Annotated in this window: 21 protein-coding genes and 1 riboswitch; of the genes, 15 read left to right on the plus strand and 6 right to left on the minus strand. The window is 70.2% G+C overall.

The window, feature by feature from the left end; translation table 11 throughout:
• Positions 1–64: 64 nt before the first annotated feature.
• Positions 65–895: a S1 family peptidase gene (locus OG446_RS28970; RefSeq protein WP_328896763.1), complete on the plus strand. Its 831-nt coding sequence runs from the start codon at positions 65–67 to the stop codon at positions 893–895.
• 103 nt (positions 896–998) lie between these two features.
• Here OG446_RS28970 and OG446_RS28975 read toward each other — a convergent pair whose 3' ends face one another.
• Positions 999–1,232 carry a DUF7455 domain-containing protein gene (locus OG446_RS28975; protein ID WP_024489001.1) on the minus strand — a complete coding sequence of 78 codons (234 nt, stop codon included), beginning with the start codon at positions 1,230–1,232 and terminating at the stop codon, positions 999–1,001.
• Between the two features lie 434 nt (positions 1,233–1,666).
• On the opposite strand from OG446_RS28975, the gene OG446_RS28980 reads away from it, so the two are divergent.
• The 6 genes from OG446_RS28980 (at position 1,667) to OG446_RS29005 (ending at position 8,465) form a co-directional block, all read left to right on the plus strand.
• Positions 1,667–3,787: a DNA gyrase/topoisomerase IV subunit B gene (locus OG446_RS28980; RefSeq protein WP_219568111.1), complete on the plus strand. Its 2,121-nt coding sequence runs from the start codon at positions 1,667–1,669 to the stop codon at positions 3,785–3,787.
• Between the two features lie 158 nt (positions 3,788–3,945).
• A complete protein-coding gene (locus tag OG446_RS28985; protein ID WP_328896764.1) occupies positions 3,946–4,464 on the plus strand; it encodes a DUF1453 domain-containing protein in 519 nt (172 codons plus the stop codon).
• On the plus strand, positions 4,461–5,627 hold the full coding sequence (locus OG446_RS28990; protein ID WP_328896765.1) for a sensor histidine kinase: 1,167 nt from the start codon (positions 4,461–4,463) through the stop codon (positions 5,625–5,627). Before OG446_RS28985 ends, OG446_RS28990 begins: the two co-directional genes overlap by 4 nt.
• On the plus strand, positions 5,624–6,301 hold the full coding sequence (locus tag OG446_RS28995; RefSeq protein WP_328896766.1) for a response regulator transcription factor: 678 nt from the start codon (positions 5,624–5,626) through the stop codon (positions 6,299–6,301). The genes OG446_RS28990 and OG446_RS28995 overlap by 4 nt, the downstream gene beginning before the upstream one ends.
• 98 nt (positions 6,302–6,399) lie before the next feature.
• Positions 6,400–6,876 carry a DUF485 domain-containing protein gene (locus OG446_RS29000; protein WP_328896767.1) on the plus strand — a complete coding sequence of 159 codons (477 nt, stop codon included), beginning with the start codon at positions 6,400–6,402 and terminating at the stop codon, positions 6,874–6,876.
• Positions 6,873–8,465, plus strand: coding sequence for a solute symporter family protein (locus OG446_RS29005; protein ID WP_328896768.1), 1,593 nt, complete (start codon positions 6,873–6,875; stop codon positions 8,463–8,465). The genes OG446_RS29000 and OG446_RS29005 overlap by 4 nt, the downstream gene beginning before the upstream one ends.
• Before the next feature lie 58 nt (positions 8,466–8,523).
• On the opposite strand, the gene OG446_RS29010 is transcribed toward OG446_RS29005, so the two are convergent.
• Positions 8,524–8,886: a DoxX family protein gene (locus OG446_RS29010; protein ID WP_328896769.1), complete on the minus strand. Its 363-nt coding sequence runs from the start codon at positions 8,884–8,886 to the stop codon at positions 8,524–8,526.
• A gap of 105 nt (positions 8,887–8,991) precedes the next feature.
• On the opposite strand from OG446_RS29010, the gene OG446_RS29015 reads away from it, so the two are divergent.
• Complete coding sequence (locus tag OG446_RS29015; RefSeq protein WP_328896770.1) at positions 8,992–9,375, plus strand: winged helix-turn-helix transcriptional regulator; 384 nt, start codon at positions 8,992–8,994, stop codon at positions 9,373–9,375.
• 16 nt (positions 9,376–9,391) lie between these two features.
• On the opposite strand, the gene OG446_RS29020 is transcribed toward OG446_RS29015, so the two are convergent.
• Together OG446_RS29020 and OG446_RS29025 are read right to left on the minus strand one after the other, a co-directional pair.
• A complete protein-coding gene (locus tag OG446_RS29020) occupies positions 9,392–10,075 on the minus strand; it encodes a response regulator (protein ID WP_328896771.1) in 684 nt (227 codons plus the stop codon).
• Positions 10,072–11,718 carry a sensor histidine kinase gene (locus OG446_RS29025; RefSeq protein WP_328896772.1) on the minus strand — a complete coding sequence of 549 codons (1,647 nt, stop codon included), beginning with the start codon at positions 11,716–11,718 and terminating at the stop codon, positions 10,072–10,074. The genes OG446_RS29020 and OG446_RS29025 overlap by 4 nt, the downstream gene beginning before the upstream one ends.
• 97 nt (positions 11,719–11,815) lie before the next feature.
• Between OG446_RS29025 and OG446_RS29030 the strand changes: the two genes are divergently transcribed.
• A complete protein-coding gene (locus OG446_RS29030) occupies positions 11,816–12,835 on the plus strand; it encodes a LacI family DNA-binding transcriptional regulator (protein WP_328896773.1) in 1,020 nt (339 codons plus the stop codon).
• Positions 12,836–12,864: 29 nt separating this feature from the next.
• Here the strand turns inward: OG446_RS29030 and OG446_RS29035 are convergent, their stop codons facing one another.
• Positions 12,865–14,154: a citrate synthase gene (locus OG446_RS29035; RefSeq protein ID WP_328896774.1), complete on the minus strand. Its 1,290-nt coding sequence runs from the start codon at positions 14,152–14,154 to the stop codon at positions 12,865–12,867.
• Positions 14,155–14,260: 106 nt separating this feature from the next.
• Here OG446_RS29035 and OG446_RS29040 point away from each other — a divergent pair, with 106 nt between their 5' ends.
• Positions 14,261–15,418 (plus strand): citrate synthase/methylcitrate synthase, encoded by a 1,158-nt coding sequence (locus OG446_RS29040; protein ID WP_328896775.1) that lies wholly within the window; start codon positions 14,261–14,263, stop codon positions 15,416–15,418.
• Positions 15,419–15,437: 19 nt separating this feature from the next.
• A complete protein-coding gene (locus OG446_RS29045; protein ID WP_328896776.1) occupies positions 15,438–16,589 on the plus strand; it encodes a CobW family GTP-binding protein in 1,152 nt (383 codons plus the stop codon).
• Positions 16,590–16,613: 24 nt separating this feature from the next.
• On the opposite strand, the gene OG446_RS29050 is transcribed toward OG446_RS29045, so the two are convergent.
• Positions 16,614–19,064, minus strand: a complete 2,451-nt coding sequence (locus tag OG446_RS29050; protein WP_328896777.1) for a DNA gyrase/topoisomerase IV subunit A — start codon at positions 19,062–19,064, stop codon at positions 16,614–16,616.
• 247 nt (positions 19,065–19,311) lie between these two features.
• On the opposite strand from OG446_RS29050, the gene OG446_RS29055 reads away from it, so the two are divergent.
• The 4 genes from OG446_RS29055 (at position 19,312) to OG446_RS29070 (ending at position 24,278) form a co-directional block, all read left to right on the plus strand.
• Complete coding sequence (locus OG446_RS29055; protein ID WP_328896778.1) at positions 19,312–20,691, plus strand: M16 family metallopeptidase; 1,380 nt, start codon at positions 19,312–19,314, stop codon at positions 20,689–20,691.
• A gap of 26 nt (positions 20,692–20,717) precedes the next feature.
• Positions 20,718–22,100 (plus strand): M16 family metallopeptidase, encoded by a 1,383-nt coding sequence (locus OG446_RS29060; protein ID WP_328896779.1) that lies wholly within the window; start codon positions 20,718–20,720, stop codon positions 22,098–22,100.
• Between the two features lie 227 nt (positions 22,101–22,327).
• A riboswitch (cyclic di-AMP (ydaO/yuaA leader) is annotated at positions 22,328–22,494 on the plus strand.
• A gap of 13 nt (positions 22,495–22,507) precedes the next feature.
• Positions 22,508–23,350 carry a M23 family metallopeptidase gene (locus OG446_RS29065; RefSeq protein ID WP_328896780.1) on the plus strand — a complete coding sequence of 281 codons (843 nt, stop codon included), beginning with the start codon at positions 22,508–22,510 and terminating at the stop codon, positions 23,348–23,350.
• A 220-nt stretch (positions 23,351–23,570) separates the two neighbouring features.
• Positions 23,571–24,278 (plus strand): GntR family transcriptional regulator, encoded by a 708-nt coding sequence (locus OG446_RS29070; protein WP_328896781.1) that lies wholly within the window; start codon positions 23,571–23,573, stop codon positions 24,276–24,278.
• The last annotated feature ends 81 nt before the right edge of the window (positions 24,279–24,359 follow it).

The following is a 24,359-nucleotide window of genomic DNA, read 5'->3' on the forward strand; positions in this document are numbered from 1 at the left end:
TGCGGCTTGCGGCTGGCGGAATGACTCTGGGTGGGCATGGTCCATCACAGAGTCAGGAGTACGTATGTCCCGTATCGTCGCCCGCACCATGACCGGGGCGCTCGCCCTCACTGCCGCAACGGCTGTGATACCGCTCGTCTCGCCTGCCCCGGCAGTCGCCGACAGCATCGTCATCGGCGGCCAGCCCGCTCATGTGAAGGACAGTCCGTGGGTGGTGGCGCTCTCCAGCCGTGACCGGTTCGGTGGTACCCGCGCCGGCCAGTTCTGCGGGGCCGTCGTGGTCGGGCCGAAGAAGGCGCTGACGGCCGCGCACTGTCTGAGCCGGGAGGCGCTGGGCGTCGATGTCGGCCAGGTGCGGGATCTGCGGATCATCTCGGGCCGGGACGAGCTGAACGGCACCGACGGCAAGGAGATCGCGGTGAGCGGGACCTGGGTCAATCCCGGTTTCGACGCCGCCACCAACAGCGGGGACGTCGCGGTACTCACGCTCGCCGAGGCGTTGCCCGAACAGAGCGTGATCCCCATGGCCGGGTCCGGTGACTCCGCGTACGACCCGGATACCGCCGCGGTGGTCTACGGCTGGGGCGATACGACCGGCAACGGTGACTACGCGTCGTCGCTCCGGTCGGCGAAGGTGACCGTACTCCCGGACAGTTCGTGCGAGCAGGCCTACCCCGGAGGCCTCAGCGGCACCTACGACGCCTCGGCGATGCTCTGCGCGGGCGAACCCCAGGGCGGCTACGACGCCTGCCAGGGGGACAGCGGAGGGCCTCTGGTGGCCCAGGGGAAGCTGGTCGGCCTCGTGTCCTGGGGCAACGGCTGCGGGCTTCCGGGCAGCCCTGGCGTCTACACGCGGATCTCCGCCGCCATCGAGTGGATGGAGGGGGCCGCCTGACCGGCGCTGAATGAGCGGGTGCGAGAACGGGCGGCTCCCCAGCTGGGGAGCCGCCCGTCGGCCGGTGCGGGACCGGCCCCTGGCTCGTCGTGGATGCGAGGTGTCAGTGTTGTTCCTCTTCGGCGGCTTGGGCCTGCACGGCCGTCAGTCGGTCCGTCTCATCCTGTATTTCCGCGGCGATCTTCTTGAGTTCCGGCTCGAACTTGCGACCGTGGTGGGCGCAGAAGAGCAGTTCACCGCCGCTGATCAGGACGACGCGCAGGTATGCCTGGGCGCCGCAACGGTCACAGCGGTCTGCTGCGGTCAGCGGGCTCGCGGGGGTCAGAACAGTAGTCACGTCGCCTCTTCTCTAGCTCGACGAGCTGTCGTACCAGGGTCAACATCCAACCAGGCCGAAAACGTTCCCGCTCGTGGCATTTCTTCGAAACTTCTTCTCAGGATGGCTGTCTGTTGCCGGTTCGCGGCGAATGTGCCGTATTGCGTGGCGCTACGGTTTCGCGTTGCTTGTCTTGGTCGGTCCCACCGGCCGGCTTGCCGGGTTGTTCATGAGGACGTGCCCGGAGCCTAAATGGTTCATGCCTGGAAGGGAACGTGATGTGCACGTCACTCCAAGGAGGGATCGAACGTGCATGCGAGGCTGGACTAGTGTGAGCGTTCTCCGAGGGTGGCGTTACACCCGCTCTACCAGGCCTCGGTACCCTCTCAGCGGCGACCGAAGCCGAGCCCGTTACCCACTGGGCCCCAAATGAAATTCAGCGAGGAGCGAACCGCGTGACCGCCGATACGTCCGTGCCGTCCACTGCGCTGCTGACCGGAGCAGACCGAGACGGTTCCAACTACACCGCGCGGCACCTGCTCGTACTCGAGGGGCTCGAAGCGGTTCGCAAGCGCCCCGGCATGTACATCGGGTCCACCGACAGCCGCGGCCTCATGCACTGCCTCTGGGAGATCATCGACAACTCCGTCGACGAGGCCCTGGGCGGTTACGGTGACCACATCGAGGTGATCCTGCACGAGGACGCCTCCGTCGAGGTCCGTGACAACGGCCGCGGCATCCCGGTCGACGTGGAGCCCAAGACGGGGCTCTCCGGCGTCGAGGTCGTGATGACGAAGCTGCACGCGGGCGGAAAGTTCGGCGGCGGCTCGTACGCCGCCTCGGGCGGTCTGCACGGCGTGGGTGCCTCCGTCGTCAACGCGCTCTCCGCGCGGCTGGACGTCGAGGTCGACCGCAACGGCTCGACCCACTCGATCAGCTTCCGCCGCGGCGTTCCCGGCATCTTCACGGAGCAGGGGGCGGAGAGCCCGTTCGATCCCGCCAACGGGCTCCGCAAGACCAAGCGGATCCCGAAGACCCGTACCGGCACCCGTACGAGGTACTGGGCCGACCGGCAGATCTTCCTGAAGGAAGCCAAGCTCAACCTGGACACGCTGTACCAGCGCGCACGTCAGACGGCGTTCCTGGTGCCGGGCCTCACCCTCGTCGTCCGCGACGAGAGGGGGATCGACGGCGCACCCGTCAGCGTGGAGACCTTCCACTACGACGGCGGCATCAGCGAATTCTGCGAGTACCTGGCCCAGGACAAGGCGGTCTGCGACGTCCAGCGGCTGACGGGCCAGGGCAGCTTCAAGGAGACCGTGCCGGTCCTGGACGAGCGGGGTCACATGATCCCGACAGAGGTCACCCGCGAACTCGGCGTGGACATCGCGCTGCGCTGGGGCACCGGCTACGACACCGTCGTCAAGTCCTTCGTCAACATCATCGCCACCCCCAAGGGCGGCACCCATGTGTCCGGATTCGAGCGCTCGGTGACCAAGACGGTCAACGAGGTGCTCCGGTCCGCGAAGATGCTGCGTGTCGCCGAGGACGACATCGTCAAGGACGACGCACTCGAGGGCCTCACCGCCGTCGTGACCGTGCGGCTGGCGGAACCGCAGTTCGAGGGGCAGACCAAGGAGGTGCTGGGCACCTCCGCGGCCAACCGGATCGTCGCCAACGTCGTGGCCAAGGAGCTCAAGACGTTCCTGACCTCCACCAAGCGGGACGCGAAGGCCCAGGCCAGGGCCGTTCTGGAGAAGGCGGTGGCGGCTGCCCGCACCCGGATCGCCGCCCGCCAGCACAAGGACGCGCAGCGTCGCAAGACGGCCCTGGAGTCCTCCTCGCTGCCGGCGAAGCTCGCCGACTGCCGAAGTGACGACGTGGAGCGCAGCGAGCTGTTCATCGTGGAGGGCGACTCCGCGCTGGGCACCGCCAAGCTGGCGCGGAACAGCGAGTTCCAGGCGCTGCTGCCGATCCGCGGCAAGATCCTCAACGTTCAGAAGGCATCCGTCTCCGACATGCTGAAGAACGCCGAGTGCGGGGCGATCATCCAGGTCATAGGAGCGGGGTCCGGACGGACCTTCGACATCGACGCCGCCCGCTACGGCAAGATCGTGCTGCTGGTCGACGCCGATGTGGACGGGGCCCATATCCGCATCCTGCTGCTGACGCTGTTCCAGCGGTACATGCGTCCCATGGTCGAGGCGGGGCGGGTCTTCGCTGCGGTGCCCCCGCTGCACCGGATCGAGCTGGTCCAGCCGAAGAAGGGCCAGGACAAGTACATCTACACGTACTCGGACAACGAGCTGCGTCAGCGGCTGCTGGAGCTGCAGCGGAAGAACGTCCGGTACAAGGACTCGATCCAGCGCTACAAGGGTCTGGGCGAGATGGACGCCGACCAGCTGGCGGAGACGACGATGGACCCGCGCCACCGCACGCTGCGGCGAATCAACATCGGCGACCTGGAATCGTCGGAGAAGGTCTTCGACCTGCTGATGGGCAACGAAGTGGCGCCCCGCAAGGAGTTCATCACCAGCTCGGCTGCCACGCTGGACCGTTCGCGCATCGACGTCTGAGACCGCGTTCTCCCCGGCAAGGCGCCGGATCGAGCCGTTGTCTCCACCCGAGGGTGGAGACAACGGCTCCACCCGTGATCCACCCCTCGGCCGATCTGCCGGGCGGTCCGTTTCCGTAGCGTCGGATTGTCAGCACTTTCCGCAACTCGGAGGCGCCCATGCCCGGGCTCGTCAACGTTCTGGTGATCGTCGCGATCATCTCTCTCGTCGTGGTGCGCCAGTGCTCGGCGCAGCGGATCTCAGGCGACCGCCGCTGGTGGGTCCTGCCGGGAGTACTGCTGGTCATGGCCCTGCGCGAGCCCGGACTCGTGGATCCGCACCATGAAGTGCTGTCCGTCGTCGTCCTGGGCGCCGAACTGGCCGTGGGCCTGGTCACCGGTGCAGGCTGGGCCTGGACCACCCGGCTGCGGCGTGCCGAGGACGGGACCCTCTGGGGCAAGGGCACCAGAGCGACCGCTTACGTCTGGTGCGCAGGCCTGATGCTGCGAGCGGGCTTGTACGGGCTTGCCGCGGCCATGGGCATACATCAGGGTGCGCCCGCCCTGATGATGGCTCTCGCGGCGACCTTGCTGGTGCGCAGCGGCATCCTGGCCCGCCGGGCCGCGGAGATACCGGAGCCCTGCCGTGGAGCTGCCGAGGGCATGAGCTTCCGGCCGACGTGGAAGGACCGTGTGTGACTGCCGCTGCCTGGACGAGCTGGCCGTCGAAGGAGGCGCTCGCGCGGGAGACCCGTCCCCGGTCGCGGACCGTCGTCAGCCGGTTGGTGCGGACGGTCGGACTGATCACCCTGATGCTCTGGGGGACTTTCACGGACGGCCCGTTCGGCCCGTGGGAGATCGTGGCCGGCGTCGTCGGAGTGGCGGCATGCGCCGCAGTCGCCGTGGCCTTCTTCCGGGCCAGCCTGGAGAACCGTCTGTGGCCCTCGCTCGGCCTGCTGTTCCTGCTGATGCTTGCGGCGTTCGGGGCGCAGCAGGCGGGGGCCGAGGTGCCGGCGACGGTGCTCTGGTGCGGCTGCGCCGTCACCGCACTGGAGCGGCTTCCGCTTCGTGCAGGTGTCCCGTCCACGGCGGTGGCGCTCATCGCGTACGCGGTGGTGAACACCGACGACTGGCTGACCACGGCCGTGACCACGGCCGGGCTCTGCCTTGCGGGGTACGTGCTGCGTCTGGACGCAGAGGCTCGTGGAAGCGCGCAGCGCCTTCTGGCACAGGAACGCGCGGCACGAATGGCGGAGGCCGAGACTGCGGCGCTGGACGAGCGGTCCAGAATCGCCCGGGAGATCCATGACGTGCTCGCGCACAGCCTTTCCGCCCAGTTGGTGCACCTGGAGGCAGCGCGGCTGTTGATCGAGAGGGAACCGGCCGGGGAGTTCCGGGACGAGGTCCTGCAGCGGGTCGTCGCGGCCCGTTCCATGGCCCGTGAGGGGCTTGCGGAGACCCGTCAGGCGCTCTCCGCCCTGCGCGGGGAGGTGGCGCCCGTGGAGGAATTCCTGCGGCAGCTGGTGGCGGCCGAGCCGGTCGAGGTCAGGGTGGAGGGTGAGCGGCGGGCGCTGACCGCCGAGGCCTCGCAGACGGTCCGGCGCGTGGCGCAGGAAGCACTCACCAATGTGCGCAAGCACGCACCGGGCGCCAGCGTACTGATCAGGCTGGAGTATCAGCCGGACGCGATTGCCCTGGACGTCAGCGATTCGGGCGGGGACGGCGCCGGGGGAGACCTCGCTGTCAGTGGCTCCGGTTACGGTCTGCTGGGGATGAGGGAGCGCGCCGAACTGCTGGGCGGCAGTCTGGAGGCCGGTCCCGGTGAGGAGGGGTTCGTGGTGAGTCTGCGGGTGCCCGCGTGACCGCGCGGGTGGTGGTCGCCGACGATCAGTCGGTGGTGCGTGAGGGGATCGTCATGCTGCTGGGGCTGCTGCCCGGGATCGAGGTGGTCGGATCGGCGAAGGACGGGGAGGAAGCCGTCGCCCTTGTGGCCGAGCACGCCCCGGATGTTGTCCTGATGGACCTGCGGATGCCCCGCTGCGACGGGGTTGAGGCGACGCGCCGCATCCGCAAGGATTTCCCCGGCACACAGGTCGTGGTGCTGACGACCTTCGACGACGACGACTCGCTCTTCCCGGCGCTCCGGGCGGGGGCCCGTGGATACCTGACGAAGGACGCGGGGGGTGACGAGATCGTGCGGGCTGTCCACGCCGTGCTGTCCGGAGAGGCGGGGCTCTCGCCCGCCATTCAGCGCCGTCTGCTGGAACAGGTCACCGAGGGGTCCCTGCCGCGGACGGGGGGCGATGTGCTGGAGCTGCCCGACGGGATGACTCCCCGCGAGGCGGAGGTGCTCGTCCTGATCGCCGACGGGATGTCCAACGCGGAGATCGCCCGGAGCCTCCACATTTCGCAGGCCACCGTGAAGAGCCACATCAACAACCTGTTCGCCAAGGCCGGGCTCCGCGACCGGGCCCAGGCGGTCCGCTATGCGTACGTTCGAGGGATCGCACAGCCGCCCGGGACAACCTTCACCTGAAGAGGTGAAGTCCGGGTGATGAAGTGCCCGGGATCTTCCCGATCTGCCCATTCTTGGGTACGCGGCCGAAGTGGTCCGTGGACAAGGGGAGTTGTTCGGTGGAGAAGGAAGCAGGGCGCGAGGCCGCAGGGACGCGGCTCGACGACCCGTGGTACGACGCGCTGGCCTCCGGATGGGGGGACCTGGATGGCACGGGAAGTCCTGCGCCCGCTCCGGTGCCCGCCCCCACCACACCCGGGCGTGGTCCCAGCGCGGCGGAGATCTACCTGGAGGTGCAGCGCAGCGAGGCCTTCCAGGAAGTGCGCCGCCGGTACCGGCGATTCGTCGTCCCCGCGACCCTCGCCTTCCTGGTCTGGTACCTCGCCTACGTCGTCACGGCGGTCACCGCACCCGGCCTGATGGCCCGTCCGGTGGCGGGCGCGGTGAACGTCGCCATGGTCGCGGGACTCGGGCAGTTCCTCACCACCTTCCTGCTCACCGGGGCGTACGCACGGCATGCGCGGCTGCGCAGAGACCGGGCCGCGCTCGATCTGCGCTGGGACACCCAGGAGATGACGCGGGGGGTCGGACGTTGAGCGGGAACCATCAGACCCTGGCGCTCCTGCTGTTCAGCGCCTTCATCGCTGTCACTCTCGGCATCACGACCTGGGTCAGCCGCAATCGTCAGGGATCGGCCGAGGAGTTCTATGCGGGCGGCCGGCTGTTCTCCCCCATGGAGAACGGTTTCGCCATCGCCGGCGACTACATGTCCGCCGCGTCCTTCCTCGGTATTTCCGGGGTGATCGCCCTCTACGGCTACGACGGCATGCTCTACTCGGTCGGCTTCCTGGTCGCCTGGCTCGTCGTGCTCCTGCTCGTGGCGGAACTCGTCCGCAACTGCGGCAGGTTCACCCTCGCCGACGTGGTGGCGGCCCGCATGGCGGAGCGCCCGGTTCGGATCGCGGCGGGGACGTCGTCCGTCACCGTCTCCGTGCTCTACCTGGTGGCCCAGATGGTGGGGGCGGGCAGCCTCGTCGCACTGTTCCTCGGCGGGACGAGCGGCGCCGCACGGTCCTGGACGGTCATCGGTGTCGGGGCGCTCATGGTGGTCTACGTGTCGCTCGGCGGCATGCGCGCCACCACGTGGATCCAGATCGTCAAGGCCGTACTGCTGATGGCGGGCACCGTGGTGCTCACCGTGCTCGTCCTGGTCCACTTCCACGGAAACTTCAACGAGTTGCTCAACTCCGCCGCCGACCGCAGCGGGTACGGCAAGGAGTTCCTCTCGCCCGGACTGCGCTACGGCGGAAGCTGGACGGCGCGCATCGACTTCATCAGCCTGGGGCTGGCCCTGGTGCTCGGCACGGCGGGCCTTCCGCACATCCTGTCCCGCTTCTACACCGTGCCCACGGCCCGTGCGGCCCGGCGGTCCGTCGTCTGGTCCATCGGCCTCATCGGCAGCTTCTACCTGATGACGATCGTGCTCGGGTTCGGAGCGGCGGCTCTGGTCGGATCCGCCGAGGTACGGGAGTCGAATCCCGCCGGGAACACGGCCGTTCCGCTGCTTGCCCTGGTCCTCGGCGGCGGTGAGGGCTCGAGGGGGGGAACGATTCTGTTCGCGGTGGTCGCCGCAGTCGCCTTCGCGACCATCCTCGCCGTCGTCGCCGGTATCACCCTCGCGTCCTCGGCGTCCGTCGCCCACGACCTGTACGCCTCGCTCAGGCGACCGGGGTCCCGGCAGTACAGCGAGGTCGCCGTGGCCCGGGTCGCAGCGGCCGGGATCGGGCTGGCCGCCATCGGGCTGGGGCTGCTCGCCCAGGACCTGAACGTGGCGTTCCTGGTGGGCCTGGCCTTCGCGGTCGCCGCATCGGCGAACCTGCCGGTACTGCTCTTCTCCCTGTTCTGGCGGAAGTTCACCACGCGCGGGGCGGTCTGGTCGGTCTACGGCGGTCTGCTGCCCGCCGTTGTGCTCGTCCTGATCTCCCCGGTCGTCTCGGGCAGCCCCACCTCTCTGTTCCCCGGAGTGGACTTTCAGCTCTTCCCGTTGGAGAACCCCGGCCTCGTCTCCATCCCGCTGGGTTTCCTGGCCGGCTGGATCGGCACGGTCACCTCGACCGAGCCGCCCGACGAGGCCAAGCACGCGGAGACCGAGGTGCGTGCGCTGACAGGAGCCGGCGCGGTGTGACCGACCGACCGACCGACCGGCCCGGCCCGGACCGGACCGGGCCTCAGGACCCCCGGTGTCACCAGGTCGGGGCGAGCCACGCCGCCCCTGCGGCCAGCGCGATCAGGGCGGCGTTGAGACCGGTCTCCTTGACCTCGCCCCGGGACAGGTGCAGGGCGCCTGCCAGCACCTGGAGCACGAGCAGGCCGAGTGCCGCCGCCGTCGCGAGGGCGGGCGCGATTCCCGTGAGCGGCGGCAGCACCAGACCGGCCGCACCAAGGATCTCGACGACGCCGATGACCCGGACCAGCCACATCGGAACCGTGTCCACCCAGCCCATCATGGGCGCCAATTGCTCCTGGTTCTGGACGGCCTTCTTGCCGCCCGCGTACAGATAGAAGGCCGCCAGGAGTACGGCGACGATCCAGTAGGCGATGTGCATTCTCGTCCTCCGTCATGGTTACGATGTGTAAGCAAGCACATGATCGGTGACTATCGGAACGCTTACAAAAGGCACACGGGTGTGCCTTGCGAACAGGGGACGCCGGTGTCGAAGTACCGCCACAGCTGCCTCATCCGTGGTGACGGGGGCCGGGCCGTCCGCGGCATCCTGGACCGCATCGGCGACAAGTGGACCTTGCTGGTGGTCGCCACCCTCGATGGTGAACGCATGCGCTTCACCGAGCTCCAGCAGCGCATTCCCGGCATCTCGCAGCGCATGCTCACCCGTACGGTCCGGCACCTGGAGCGCGACGGCCTGGTGTCCCGCACGGTGTTCCCCGAGGTCCCGCCCCGGGTCGAGTACGAACTCACCGCGCGGGGACGCACCTTGATCGAGCCCGCTGTGCAGCTGGCCGAGTGGGCCGTCGACAACAACCCCGGTATCGAACTGAGTCAGACGACCTACGACGCGGAGCATCCCAAGGCGTAGTGCCCGGGCCCCGCGGTCACCGGCCGCCGCCGGTGACCCACGCGTAGCGGTGTTCGGGGCGCCCGGTCTCCCCGTACCGCAGGGTCAGTCTGACGCGGCCCGACCGTTCCAGCAGCTTCAGATAGCGCTGGGCCGTCTGCCGGCTCATCCCGGCGCTCTCCGCGATCTCCTGGGCAGAGAGCGGGCCGCCGGCGCCGCGCAGTGCCTGGCGGACGAGTTCGGCCGTCGTGGCCGAATGTCCCTTGGGCAGATCGGGCTCGCCCGCTGCCCACAGGGCGCCGAAGAGCCGGTCCACCTCGCCCTGCTCGGCCTCGCCGCCGCTCTCCAGGGAGCGGCGCAGCGCGGCATAGGCCTCCAGCTTCGTCCGCAGCCGCGCATACGTGAACGGCTTCACCAGATACTGCAGGGCGCCCTGGCGCATGGCCTCCTGGACGGTGGCGACATCGCGCGCCGCCGTCACCATGATCACGTCGGTGCCGTGGCCGAGGCTGCGCAGTTCCCGCACCACGGCCAGCCCCGTGCGGTCGGGCATGTAGTGGTCCAGCAGGATCAGATCGACCGGGAGCTCCTCGACCGCGGCAAGGGCATCGGCGGCGCTGTGCACCTGGGCTGCCACCCGGAAGCCGGGCACCTTCGAGACGTAGGCCGCATTGATCCGCGCGACACGGACATCGTCGTCGACGACCAGGACCTCGATCACTGAGCCGCTCCCGCCTTGTCGGATTCCGATTCCGTGACGGCCTCGGGAAGGACGACGGCGAATACGGCGCCGCCCTCGTCCGCCCCGTCCACCGCCACACTGCCGCCCTGCCGCTCGGCCAGCCGCCGTACCAGGGCCAGCCCGAGGCCGCGCTTGCCGCGCGCCGGAACCTCCTTGGTCGACCAGCCCTCGGTGAAGATCGTTTCGCGCTGTTCCGGCGGGATGCCCGGCCCGCTGTCGCGGACCCACAGCATCACCGTACGGCCCTCGGCTTGCAGGCCCACCTCGATCAGTGCACCGGCCGTTCCCGCGGCCGCGTCCAGAGCGTTGTCGACCAGGTTGCCGACGATCGTCACCAGCCCGCGCGGGTCGACGAGCCGGTCCGGAAGCAGGCTGTCCGGTGCCGTGCGCAGAGCCACGCCCCGCTCCGCGGCGACCGTGGCCTTGCCCACCAGCAGTGCGGCGAGGAGCGGGTCGCGGACCTTCTCGGTGATCTGTTCCGCGGTGGCCCGGTGGACGCCGACCACCTCGGTGACGAACTCCCTCGCATCCTCGTGCAGCTCGAGCTCCAGCAGGCCCAGGAGCGTGTGCAGGCGGTTGGCGTGCTCGTGGTCCTGGGCGCGCAGGGCGTCGATCAGCCCGCGGGTGGAGTCGAGCTCGCGGCCGAGGTGTTCGAGCTCGGTGCGGTCGCGGAGGGTGACGACGGCTCCTCCGTCGGCCGTCGGCATCCGGTTGGCGAGCAGCACCCTGCTGCCGCGCACGGTCAGCAGGTCCTCGCCGGACACGTCGCCGGCCAGCACGTCGGCGGTCCGCCCGGTGCCGAACACCTCGGCCAGCGGACGGCCCGACGCTTCGGGCCCGACCCCGAGCAGCCGCTGCGCCTCGTCGTTCAGCAGCCGGACACGGCCGCCGCGGTCGAGTGCGACCACACCTTCCCGGATGCTGTGCAGCATGGCCTCGCGCTCCGTCAGCAGCGCGGCGATGTCGGAGAAGGCGAGGTCATGGGTCTGCCGTTGCAGGCGCCTGGAGATCAGGTACGCGGCGAGCGCACCCACGGCCAGAGCCCCGCCCGCGTAGGCGAGCAAGCCGGGAATCGCCGCGAGGAGCCGGGCCCGGACGCTGTCGTACGCGATCCCCACGGAGACCGCTCCCGCGATGTGTCCGGACCGGTCACGCAGCGGGACCTTGCCACGGGCCGAGCGTCCGAGTGTGCCGCTGTCGATCTCCATCACGTCCTGGCCCGCGAGCGCCTGGCCGGGATCGGTGGAGACGGTCCGCCCGATCCGGGACCGGTCGGGATGCGACCAGCGCACCCCGCGGCGGTCCATCACGACGACGTACTCGGCGCCCGTGGCACGCCTGATCCGCTCGGCCGCGGTCTGGACGGCGCCGCCGGGTGCCGGGTCCGTGGCGAGCAGTGCCTCGGCGATCTGCGGCTGGGCGGCCGTGCTCTGCGCGATGGACAGGGCCCGGCGCATCGCCTGATCGTCGAGTTGTGCGCTGAGGGGTGCCAGAAAGAGACCGGTGGCGAGTACGGTGACGCCGGTGGCGATGGCCAGCTGCATCAGCAGCACCTGCGAGAAGACCCGCTGGGGCCAGCCGAGCCGGCGCGGCCTCCTGGCCGTGGGCGGTGGGGCGCTCATCGTATGAACGGTAGAGGGCGTTCCGGTGCTTTCCGAAATTCGTCTCGTTTCCCGTTCCACGCAATCGGCTTGCGCTTCTTGCGCTAATCTTGCGCACATGACGCGACGACTTGCTCAGGTGGCACAGAAGGTTGGAGTCAGCGAGGCCACGGTCAGCCGGGTACTCAACGGCAAGCCGGGCGTTTCCGACGCCACGCGGCAGGCCGTCCTGTCCGCCCTGGACGTCCTCGGCTACGAGCGCCCGACCCAGCTGCGCGGCGAACGGGCCCGCCTGGTGGGACTGGTCCTGCCCGAGCTGCAGAACCCGATCTTCCCGGCCTTCGCCGAGGTGGTCGGCGGCGCCCTCGCTCAGCAGGGCCTGACCCCGGTGCTGTGCACCCAGACCAAGGGCGGGGTCTCCGAGGCGGACTACGTGGAGCTGCTTCTCCAGCAGCAGGTGTCGGGCGTGGTCTTCGCCGGTGGCCTCTACGCCCAGGCCGACGCCCCGCACGACCACTACAAGGTGCTGGCCGACCGCAAGATCCCCGTCGTCCTGATCAACGCGGCCATCGCCCACCTCGGCTTCCCCTGCGTCTCCTGCGACGACTCCGTGGCTGTGGAGCAGGCCTGGCGTCATCTGGTCTCGCTGGGCCACGAGCGCATCGGTCTGGTGCTCGGCCCCTCGGACCACATGCCCTCGCAGCGCAAGCTGACCGCGGCCCGTGCGCTGGCCGAGGCGTCCGGCGCGGCCATCCCGGACGAGTGGGTGGCCCGGGCGATGTTCTCGCTGGAGGGCGGGCAGGCGGCCGCCATGCGGCTGCTGGAGCAGGGGGTCACCGGATTCATCTGCGCCAGCGACCCGCTCGCCCTGGGAGCGGTCCGGGCGGCCCGCCGCCGTGGCCTCTCGGTGCCCGAGGACGTCTCCGTCGTGGGCTACGACGACTCGGCGTTCATGAACTGCACCGAGCCGCCGCTCACCACCGTGCGTCAGCCGATCGAGGCCATGGGGCGGGCCGCCGTCGAACTGCTCTCGGTGCAGATCGGAGGCCGTACGGTGCCGTCCGACGAGCTGCTCTTCGAGCCGGAACTGGTGGTGCGGGGCTCGACGGCCCAGCCCCCGCGCAGCGCTTCCCGCTGAGCGTCGAAAATTTACACTGCCGACATCGTCTATTGCGAAGCGGATGCCTGGCCGATGGGGAGCGGCTGGGGCGGCCGGGGGCCGGTGTACTGACCGCTGGGGCGCATCCGCAGCGGACGCTCCCCGTACTCCTCCAGGGCGTGCGCGATCCAGCCCGCCGTGCGGGAGATCGCGAACACGGTCTCGCCCGCCTCCACGGCCATGCCCGAGGACACGGACAGGACGGCGAGCGCCAGATCGACGTTGGCGTGCAGGGGTGTGTGCCGGGCGGTGGTGGCGACGACGTCACGGGCGGCAGCCAGGGCGGGCGCGGCCCGTGGGACCTCGGCGAGCAGTGCGAACAGCGTGCGGGCCCGGGGGTCCTCGCCGGCGTAGAGGCGGTGACCGAGTCCCGGAATCCGGCGTCCGCTGCGCAGATGGTCCGCGACCACCGGAGCCGCCCCGCCCCGTTCCAGGACCTCGGTCAGCATGCGGTGTGCCAGCCCGCTCGCGGCTCCGTGCAGAGGACCCTCCAGTACCCCGAGCCCCGCCGAGACCACGGCGTACGGATGAGCACGGGCGGAGGCGGCGACCCGCGCCGCCAGGGTTGAGGCGGCCAGATCGTGGTCGATCAGCAGTCCCAGAGCGGTGTCCAGCACGGCCAGTGACGCCTCGTCGGCCGGGCGGCCGGTGAGTTTCGGCCAGAGTTGACGCGCGAGACCGGAGGGTACGGCTTCCTCCGCCACCTCCTCGATAACGGCCGGCAGCGCGGCGGCCAGGGTCGGGATCAGGCTCCGGGCACCGCCGAGCACCGCTTCGCGCGAGAGGTCGAAACGGAGCGGATCGGCCGCCGCCGCCGCGACGACCGCCACCCGCAGCCGGTCGGTCGAGCCGCAGTGCACGGGCAGCGCGCCGACCGCCCGGCGGGCCGCGGCGAGCGTCTCGTCCGGCGCCGTGAAACGCATGCCGGGCCGCAGCTCCCCGGTCCAGAGCCACTCCGCGACCTCCTCGTACGTATGACGCCGGGCCAGCTCCGTGGCGTCCACGCCCCGGAAGAAGTACCGGTCGCCCGCGATGAGCGTGATGCCGGTGGGGAAGGACAGACCGCCGGCTGCCGCGGTGGGTTCCCTGCGGCCGGTACGCCGCGCCAGGGCGTCGACCTCCGCCGCGTCGAACGTGCTGCCACGCCCGCCCGGGGCGCGATTGCTGCTGAGCTGCCCCCGGCTCACGTACGCGTACACCGTCTCGGGCTTCACGCCCAGGCGCTCGGCCGTCTCCCTCGTGGTGAGCCGCTGCGCCGAGCGTTCGGTGAAACCGGCCGCATCTGCTTGATCCGTCATGGTGTCCACCGTATCCATATTGATTCAATCAACATTGACAGATCTTCAGTCAAGCATGGACAGTCGAATCAATGTCAACAGGGCCGGAATGTCCATGGAGGAAGCAATGACGACCACCACCGCCACATCGCTCGACGTGCCCCGGGGCCTCGCCGGGGTCGTCGTCACGGATACCGCTCTCGGTGACGTCCGGGGCCGCGAGGGCTTCTACCACTACCGGCAGTACTCGGCGATCGAGCTGGCGCAGACCCGCAGCTTCGAGGACGTCTGGTACCTGATGACCGAGGGCGAGCTGCCCGGCCCGGCGGCCCGCGCCGACTTCGCCGCCCGCACCGCCGGGCTCCGCCGGCTGCCGGCCGAGGTCCGCGACGCCCTGCCCGCCATAGCCCGCGCGGGCGTGGCCACCGGCCCCCTCGCAGGGCTGCGCACGGCACTCTCCCTGCTCGGCGCCTCGGCGGGCTTCCGGCCCGTGTACGACATCGACGCCGACCGGCGCCGCAGCGACGCGCTGACCGCCTGTGCCGCCGTCCCCACCGTGCTCACCGCCCTCCACCGGCTGGGCCAGGGCCTCGAACCGGTGGAACCCCGCGACGACCTGCCCCACGCGGCCAACTACCTCTACATGCTGACCGGTTCCGTACCGGACGCCGACCGGGTCAGGGCCGTCGAGCAGTATCTGATCTCCACCGTCGACCACGGCTTCAACGCCTCCACCTTCACCGGCCGCGTCGTGGCCTCCACCGGAGCGGACGTCGCCGCCTGCCTGGTGGCCGCCGTCGGCGCTCTGTCCGGGCCGCTGCACGGCGGCGCCCCCAGCCGCGCCCTCGACACCCTGGACGCCATCCCCACCCCCGACCGCATCGACCGCTGGATCCGTGAGCGGGTGCTCGCCGGTGACCGGATCATGGGCTTCGGGCATCCGGTCTACCGCACCGAGGACCCCCGTTCACGCATGCTGAGGTCCATCGCCCAGGGCTTCGGCGGCCCGCTCGTGGACTTCGCCGTAGAAGTGGAACGGCAGGTCGAGGCGATCCTCGCCGAGCTCAAGCCGGGGCGCGAGCTGCACACCAACGTGGAGTTCTACGCCGGAGTGGTCATGGAGCTGTGCGGGCTGCCGCGTGAGATGTTCACCCCGACCTTCTGCGCGGCCCGGGTCGTCGGCTGGAGCGCCAATATCCTGGAGCAGGCGGAGGACTCGAAGATCATCCGCCCGGCGGCCCGGTATGCCGGTCCGCCCCCGCCCCAGCCGGTCCCGGCCGTGTGACACCGCAGGAAGGCCCCCGTTGAACGCGTCGCCCCCGCCCCGCAGCCGGCAGATCCCCGTCATCGTCCTCGCGGGATTCCTGGGATCCGGCAAGACGACGCTGCTCAACCACCTCCTGCGCCATCGTGCGGGAAACCGCGTCGGGGTGATCGTCAACGACTTCGGGTCCATCGAGATCGACGCCATGACCGTCTCCGGGCAGGTCGGCTCCACCGTCTCGCTGGGCGGCGGCTGTCTGTGCTGCGCGGTCGACGCGAGTGAACTGGACACCTACCTGGAGACCCTGACCCGTCCCGCCGCCCGCCTCGACGTGATCGTCATCGAGGCGAGCGGGCTCGCGGAACCCCAGGAACTCGTACGGATGCTCCTGGCCAGCGACAACCCGCACATCGTGTACGGGGGACTGGTCGAGGTCGTGGACGCCGCCGAGTTCGGGGCGACCAGGGAGCGCCACCCGGAGATCGACCGGCACCTCGCCGTCGCCGACCTCGTCGTACTGAACAAGACGGACCGGGCCGGTGAGCAGGAGCGGGCGGATATCCGGGAAGCCGTCGAGGCGTCCGGCAGCACGGCGGCCGTCATCCCCGCCACGTACGGACGCATCGACCCGGAACTGCTCTTCGATCCTGCGCTGCGGCCCGACGGCGAGGAGAAGGCGCGCCAGCTCACCTTCGAGGACCTGTACCTGGAGGAGCGGGCGCGGGAGAGCGGCGAGGAACACGGGGCGCATCTGCACACGGCGTACGAGAGCATCGACTTCACCTCCGACGTGCCGATGGACCCCCGTCGGCTGATGGAGTTCCTCGACTCGCGGCCCGCGGGTCTCTACCGGATCAAGGGCTACGTCGACTTCGGCGCGGGCGACGAGGACCACGCGTACGGAGTGCACGCCGTCGGCCGGTTCCTGCGGTTCGTGCCGAGGCCCTGGACGCGCGGTGAGCCGCGGCTGACGCGGCTCGTCCTGATCGGTTCCGGCATCGACGCCCAGGCACTCCTCAAGGAACTGGAGGGCTGTCGCACATCAGGAAAGCCATCCGGAACGCCATCAGGAGAGCCCTCGGGGGAGGGCTCGGTGGAGCCGGCACCGGAAACGGCGCAGGACGCCCCACACGAGCGAGCCATGTGGGGCGTCCTGCGATACGTGCAACAGCCCGGCGGCGACGACGCGTAGCGCCGGATCCGCCGGGCCCGCGGCCTACACGGGGCCGGCGATCACCGCGACCGGGCTCTCCAGCGGCGTACCCGAACCGTCGCGCCGCGGGTCGACCTCCGGCAGCGAGGCCGGTGTGCCGTTCTTCTGCGCGGCCCGCGCCGGCGTCGCACCCGCCCAGGCGAACACCAGCACGTCCTCGCCCTTCAGGAACCGCTGGCAGCGCACGCCGCCGGTGGCCCGGCCCTTGCGCGGATACTGGTCGAACGGCGTGAGCTTGCACGTCAGCACCGAATCGTCCAGCGTGCCGTGCGAACCCGCGACCGTGAACACCACCGCGTCCACCGCCGGATCCACCGCGGCGAACGAGAGCACCACCGCGCCCTCGGTGAGCTTGACGCCCGCCATACCGCCGGCCGGACGCCCCTGCGGGCGCACCTGAGCCGCCGGGTAGCGCAACAGTTGCGCGTCCGACGTGATGAAGACCAGGTCCTCCTCACCGGTACGCAGTTCCGCCGCGCCGACGATCCGGTCACCGTCCTTGAGGGTGATGACCTCCAGCTCGTCCTTGTTGGCGGGGTAGTCGGGCACCACCCGCTTCACGACGCCCTGGAGGGTGCCGATCGCCAGGCCCGGTGAGGACTCGTCGAGCGTGGTGAGGCAGATGACCTCCTCGTCCGCCTCCAGCGTGAGGAACTCCCCGACCATGGCCCCGCCCGACAGGTTGGGCGCCGCATGGGTGTCCGGCAGCTGCGGCAGGTCGATCACCGCGAGCCGCAACAGCCGCCCGGTGGAGGTCACCACGCCGACATCGCCGCGCGCCGTGGCCGGCACCGCCGACACGATCACGTCGTGCTTGGCCCGCTTGGCGTCCTCGGCGAACACGATCGGGTCGTCGTTGGCCGTACGCGCCAGCAGTCCGGTCGAGGACAGCAGCACCCGGCAGGGGTCGTCCGCCACCTCCAGCGGAACCGAGGCGACCTGCGAACCGGCCGACTCCAGCAGCACCGTGCGCCGGTCGGTGCCGAACTTCTTCGCGACCGAGGCCAGTTCCGTGGAGACGAGCTTGCGCAGCTCGGTGTCCGATTCGAGGATCGCGGTCAGCTCGGCGATCTCGGCGTTGAGCCGGTCGCGCTCGCTCTCCAGCTCGATCCGGTCGAACCGGGTCAGCCGGCGCAGCGGGGTGTCCAGGATGTACTGGGTCTGGATCTCGCTCAGGGAGAAGTGCTCGATGAGCCGCTCCTTGGCCTGCGCCGAGTTGTCGCTGGAACGGATGAGGCGGATGACCTCGTCGATGTCGATCAGCGCGACGAGGAGGCCCTCGACCAGGTGCAGCCGGTTGCGGCGCTTGGTCCGGCGGAACTCGCTGCGCCGGCGCACCACGTCGAAGCGGTGGTCGAGATAGACCTCCAGCAGCTCCTTGAGGCCCAGCGTGAGCGGCTGTCCGTCGACCAGTGCCACGTTGTTGATACCGAAGGACTCCTCCATCGGCGTCAGCTTGTAGAGCTGCTCCAGCACGGCCTCGGGGACGAAGCCGTTCTTGATCTCGATGACCAGGCGCAGTCCGTGCGAGCGGTCGGTGAGGTCCTTGACGTCGGCGATGCCCTGCAGCTTCTTCGCCGAGACCAGGTCCTTGATCTTGGCGATCACCTTCTCCGGGCCGACGGTGAAGGGCAGTTCGGTGACGACCAGGCCCTTGCGGCGCGGCGTGACGTTCTCCACGGTGACCGTGGACCGGATCTTGAACGATCCGCGGCCGGCGGTGTAGGCGTCCTTGATGCCGCCCAGGCCCACGATCCGGCCGCCGGTCGGCAGGTCGGGACCGGGGACGAACCGCATCAGGGTCTCCAGGTCCGCACCCGGATGCTTGATGAGATGGCGGGCGGCGGCGATGACCTCGCCCAGGTTGTGCGGCGGCATGTTGGTCGCCATGCCGACCGCGATCCCGGTCGTGCCGTTGACCAGGAGGTTCGGATAGGCGGCCGGGAGGACGACCGGTTCCTGCTCCTGGCCGTCGTAGTTCGACTGGAAGGAGACGGTCTCCTCGTCGATCGACTCCGTCATCAACGACGTCGCGTCGGCCATCCGGCATTCGGTGTACCGCATGGCGGCCGGCGGGTCGTCGTTGCCGAGCGAGCCGAAGTTCCCGTGCCCGTCGACGAGGGGGAGCCGCATGGAGAACGGCTGCGCCATCCGCACCAGCGCGTCGTAGATCGACGCGTCGCCGTGCGGGTGCAACTTACCCATGACCTCGCCGACCACCCGGGCGCACTTCACGAAGCCGCGGTCAGGGCGCAGGCCCATCTCGTTCATCTGGTACACGATGCGGCGGTGCACGGGCTTCAGGCCGTCACGGGCGTCGGGCAGGGCCCGTGAGTAGATCACCGAGTACGCGTACTCGAGGAAGGAGCCCTGCATTTCGTCGACGACGTCGATGTCGAGGATCTTCTCCTCGAAGTCGACCGGCGGCGGGGTCTTCGTGCTGCGGCGGGCCATCGCTGCTGCGACTCCTTCACGGATTCTGTTCGGGCAACCTCAGGTTCTGACGCGCACCATTGTGGACCGCCCCACTGACAACCCGGACCTCGACCCGTCCCAAAGGGCCTTCTCCACCCGTCCCGAGGCGCTCGGAACCCTCTTTCCCGCGAACTTTCGCGGCACGGGAACTTCGCCAGGTGCTGGTGCGCTTGCTTACAGTGGCAGGTCTCGCAGTAAAACCAGTATCGCGATCGAAGGGACGTACATGCCCATGGGTCACACGGCCACAGCCCAGGCCGGCTCCGGCGGCTTGACAGCGACCGAGCACCGTCTGGCCAACGGCCTGCGCGTGGTGCTCTCAGAGGACCATCTGACCCCGGTCGCCGCGGTGTGCCTCTGGTACGACGTCGGTTCGCGCCACGAGGTCAAGGGACGCACCGGTCTGGCTCACCTCTTCGAGCACCTGATGTTCCAGGGCTCCGGCCAGGTCAAGGGGAACGGACACTTCGAACTGGTGCAGGGCGCCGGCGGTTCCCTCAACGGGACCACCAGCTTCGAGCGGACCAACTACTTCGAGACGATGCCGACGCACCAGCTGGAGCTGGCCCTGTGGCTCGAGGCCGACCGGATGGGCTCGCTGCTCGCCGCGCTCGACGACGAGTCCATGGAGAACCAGCGCGACGTCGTCAAGAACGAGCGCCGCCAGCGCTACGACAACGTCCCCTACGGCACCGCCTTCGAGAAGCTGACGGCACTCGCCTACCCGGAGGGCCACCCGTACCACCACACCCCGATCGGCTCGATGGCCGACCTGGACGCGGCGACGCTCGAGGACGCGCGGACCTTCTTCCGTACGTACTACGCGCCCAACAACGCGGTGCTCTCCGTCGTCGGCGACATCGACCCCGAGCGCACGCTCGCCTGGATCGAGAAGTACTTCGGCAGCATCCCTTCGCACGACGGCAAGCAGCCGCCGCGCGACGGCGCCCTGCCGGAGATCATCGGTGGCCAGCTGCGCGAGGAGGTCCGCGAGGAGGTCCCGGCGCGAGCGCTGATGGCCGCCTACCGGCTGCCCCACGACGGCACCCGTGAGTGCGACGCCGCGGACCTCGCGCTGACCGTGCTGGGCGGCGGCGAGTCGTCCCGGCTGCACAACCGCCTGGTGCGCCGGGACCGGACGGCCGTCGCCGCCGGATTCGGGCTGCTGCGCCTGGCGGGCGCGCCCTCGCTCGGCTGGCTGGACGTCAAGACGTCCGGCGGTGTCGAGGTGGCACAGATCGAGACCGCGGTCGACGAGGAGCTGGCCCGGTTCGCCGAGGAGGGCCCCACGCCCGAGGAGATGGAGCGCGCCCAGGCGCAGTTGGAGCGCGAGTGGCTGGACCGCCTCGGTACGGTCGCGGGCCGCGCCGACGAACTGTGCCGGTTCGCCGTGCTGTTCGGTGACCCGCAGCTCGCCCTGACCGCCGTGCACCGGGTGCTCGACGTGACCGCCGAGGAGGTCAAGGCGGCCGCCAGGGCCCAGCTGCGACCGGACAACCGGGCGGTGCTGGTGTACGAGCCGATCGAGCCCGCCGAGGCCGCCGAGGCCGCCGAAGAGGCGGATGCCGCCACCGACACCGACGCGCACGAAGGGGCGGACAAGTGACCGACGCTGCCGCGACTGGAGTTTCGATGGAGTACCACCCGCAGCCCGCCCCCGGCGTGGCCAGGCCCTGGGCCTTCCCCGCGCCCGAGCGCGGCTCGCTGCCCAACGGCGTCACGGTGCTGCGCTGCCACCGCCCCGGCCAGCAGGTCGTCGCCGTCGAGATCTTCCTCGACGCCCCCCTGGACGCCGAGCCCGAAGGGCTGGACGGGGTCGCCACGATCATGTCCCGCGCGCTGTCCGAGGGCACCGACAAGCAGAGCGCCGAGGAGTTCGCCGCCGAGCTGGAGCGGTGCGGCGCCACGCTGGACGCCCACGCCGACCATCCCGGCGTCCGGGTCTCCCTGGAGGTTCCGGCCTCCCGGCTGGCCAAGGCGCTCGGCCTCGTTGCCGAGGCGCTGCGGGCTCCGGCCTTCGCCGACAGCGAGATCGAGCGACTCGTGGGCAACCGGCTGGACGAGATCCCGCACGAGCAGGCCAACCCGGCCCGGCGTGCCGCCAAGCAGCTCTCCAAGGAGCTGTTCCCGGCCACGGCACGCATGTCGCGCCCGCGCCAGGGCACCGAGGAGACCGTGGCCCGGATCGACTCCGCGGCCGTGCGCGCCTTCTACGACGCCCACATCCGCCCGTCCACCGCGACCGCCGTGGTCGTGGGCGACCTCACGGGCATCGACCTGGACGCGCTGCTCGCCGACACCCTCGGTGACTGGTCGGGCAACACCGCGGAGCCCCGCCCCGTCCCGCCGATCACCGCTGACGACACGGGCCGTGTGGTGATCGTGGACCGCCCCGGCGCGGTGCAGACCCAGCTGCTGATCGGCCGGATCGGCGCCGACCGGCACGACAGCGTCTGGGCGGCCCAGGTGCTCGGCACCTACTGCCTCGGTGGCACGCTCACCTCCCGGCTCGACCGGGTGCTGCGGGAGGAGAAGGGCTACACCTACGGCGTGCGGGCCTTCGCCCAGGTGCTGCGCTCGACGGCTCCGGACTCCGCCTCCGGGGCCACGGGCGCCGCGATGCTCGCCATCAGCGGTTCCGTGGACACGGAGTCCACCGGGCCGGCGCTGGAGGACCTGTGGAAGGTCCTGCGGACGCTGGCAGCCGAAGGGCTGACGGACGCCGAGCGCGAGACGGCCGTGCAGAACCTCGTGGGTGTCGCCCCGCTGAAGTTCGAGATGGCGGCCTCCGTCGCCGGCACCCTCGCCGACCAGGTCGAGCAGCATCTCCCGGACGACTACCAGGCGCAGCTCTACGCACGCCTGGCCGACACCGGGACGGTGGAGGCGACGGCGGCCGTGGTCAACGCCTTCCCGGAGGACCGGCTGGTCACGGTTCTCGTCGGGGATGCCGCGCAGATCGCCGACCCGGTCCGGGCCCTCGGCATCGGCGAGGTGTCGATCGTGACCGGCTGAGCACAACGGTCATCCCGCCCGGTATCAGGGCAAACAGAACAGTGGTGAAGGTCCCGGCGGAGCGATCTCCGCCGGGACCTTCCGTTTTGCCCCTTTTTGGGGGGTTGGTTGCCTTTCTGCCCTGTGGGATGCGCTACAAAACGGCCTGTCCGTTTGGTGACGGGAAGTGCCCCCGCTTAGCGTCGGCTCCGCTGTCCGTCACTCGTATGCCGCATCCGTGACGTACCGGGCAGCCATCGCCGAGTCCCCGTCAGGCGCGAGCCTGGGGAGCCGGGGACCCACGCAGTCCCTGGGGTGAATCGGATGGCCGTGTCCCGTACGGGACCGGGGATCCGTAGGAGACCTTCCTGCTCCGAACCCGTCAGCTAACCCGGTAGGCGAGAAGGAAGGAAAGGACCAGCCACTTCATGGCGTTCACCCGTGCCACCGGGAAGCATCGTGCCCCGGGCCGTCTGACGCGCACCGGCGCGAAGGCCGTCGGCATCGCGACCCTGGCCACCACCGGCGTCATCGGAGGACTGGCCTCCCCGGCCCTCGCCTCGGACACCGGGACCCCCTCCGTCGGCGACACCGGCCTCACCCAGGTCATCGCCATCGAGAACGTCCTCGCCGAGCAGATCGACGCCCAGGCGGACGCGCAGCAGCACCAGGCCGACGTCGCCGAGAAGAAGGCCGAGGCGAAGGCCGCCGCGAAGAAGAAGGCCGAGGCCAAGAAGAAGACCGAAGCCAAGGCCAAGGCTGCCGCGAAGGCCGAGGCCGCCGCGAAGGCGAAGGCCGCCCGGGCAGAGAAGGCCCGCGAGAGTGCGGCCCGTGCCGCCCGTTCCGCCGAGCGCACCCGGCTCGGCTCCTTCCAGCTCCCCGTCGCCGGCTCGTACGTGAGCACCGGCTACAAGTCCAGCGGCTCCATGTGGTCCTCCGGCAGCCACTCCGGCATCGACTTCCACGCCGCTTCCGGCAGTTCCGTCGTCGCCGTCGGCGCCGGCACGGTCGTCGAGGCCGGCTGGGGCGGGGCGTACGGCAACAACATCGTGCTGCGGATGACGGACGGCACGTACACCCAGTACGGCCACCTCTCCTCGATCGGCGTGTCCGTCGGCCAGAGCGTCGGTGCCGGCCAGCAGATCGGCCTCTCCGGCTCCACCGGCAACTCGACCGGCCCGCACCTGCACTTCGAGGCCCGCACCACGCCCTCGTACGGCTCCGACATGGACCCGGTCGCCTACCTGCGCTCCCACGGCGTCTCCGTCTGACCGGCCGACGACCCCTCGGTGAAGGCCCCGGCACCACGCCGGGGCCTTCGTCGTGTCCGTGTGTCCCGGCCTTCCGCAGCGGTGGCGCCGGAACGGCCCGGTGACCAAAAGATATTCATGAATTTCCACCCGCCGTCGGAAATGCGACCGCATTGCAATAGAGTCGCAGGACAGGTGTCGATCGGCTGCGTTTCGCGGGGATTAAGGCGGAGGTTCGGACATGCGCATTCCGGCGCATTCGGTATGCACGGCAATCCGTGAAGACATCGTCTCGGGTGTCTTCGAACGCGGCAGCCGACTCACCGAGGAGGTACTCGCACGGCGTTACGGGGTCTCCCGGGTGCCGGTTCGGGAAGCGCTGCGCACCCTGGAGTCCGAAGGATTCGTGGTCACCCGCAGACACGCCGGAGCCTGCGTGGCCGAGCCCACCGAGCAGGAGGCTGCCGACCTCCTGGAGGTCCGCATGCTGCTGGAGCCGCTCGGCGCGGCCCGCGCCGCCCACCGCCGCTCGGACGCGCACCTCAAGGTGCTGCGCGGCCTGGTCAGGCTCGGTCAGGAGCGCGCCCGCCGGGGTGAGGGCGAGGACCTGCGCTCCCTTGGCGCCTGGTTCCACGAGACGCTCGCGCAGGCCTCCGGCAGCCCCGGCCTGATCGCGCTGCTCACCCAGCTGCGGCACAAGACCACCTGGATGTACGCGATCGAGTCCCCGGCCCGTCCGGCCGATTCATGGGCCGAGCACGGGGCCATCGTGGACGCCGTGGCGCGCGGGGACGCGGAGAGGGCGCGGGCGCTGACCGCCCAGCACGCCGAGCGGGCCGCCGCCGCGTACCGGCTGCGCCGCCCCGGCCGGCCGGAGTCCGCCACGGCCCGGACCGGCCGGGTGAGAACTTCGCAACATGCCGTAAACACCCCGAGCGGCCGGCATTAACAATTGCGCCGTATACAAAGAGTGGGATTCCGGAGGACTTTCTTTCTGCTGCCCGAATTCGCCTCGGCGGAACCATTCGAT

This window comes from Streptomyces sp. NBC_00236, from assembly GCF_036195045.1.
Lineage (GTDB): Bacteria > Actinomycetota > Actinomycetes > Streptomycetales > Streptomycetaceae > Streptomyces.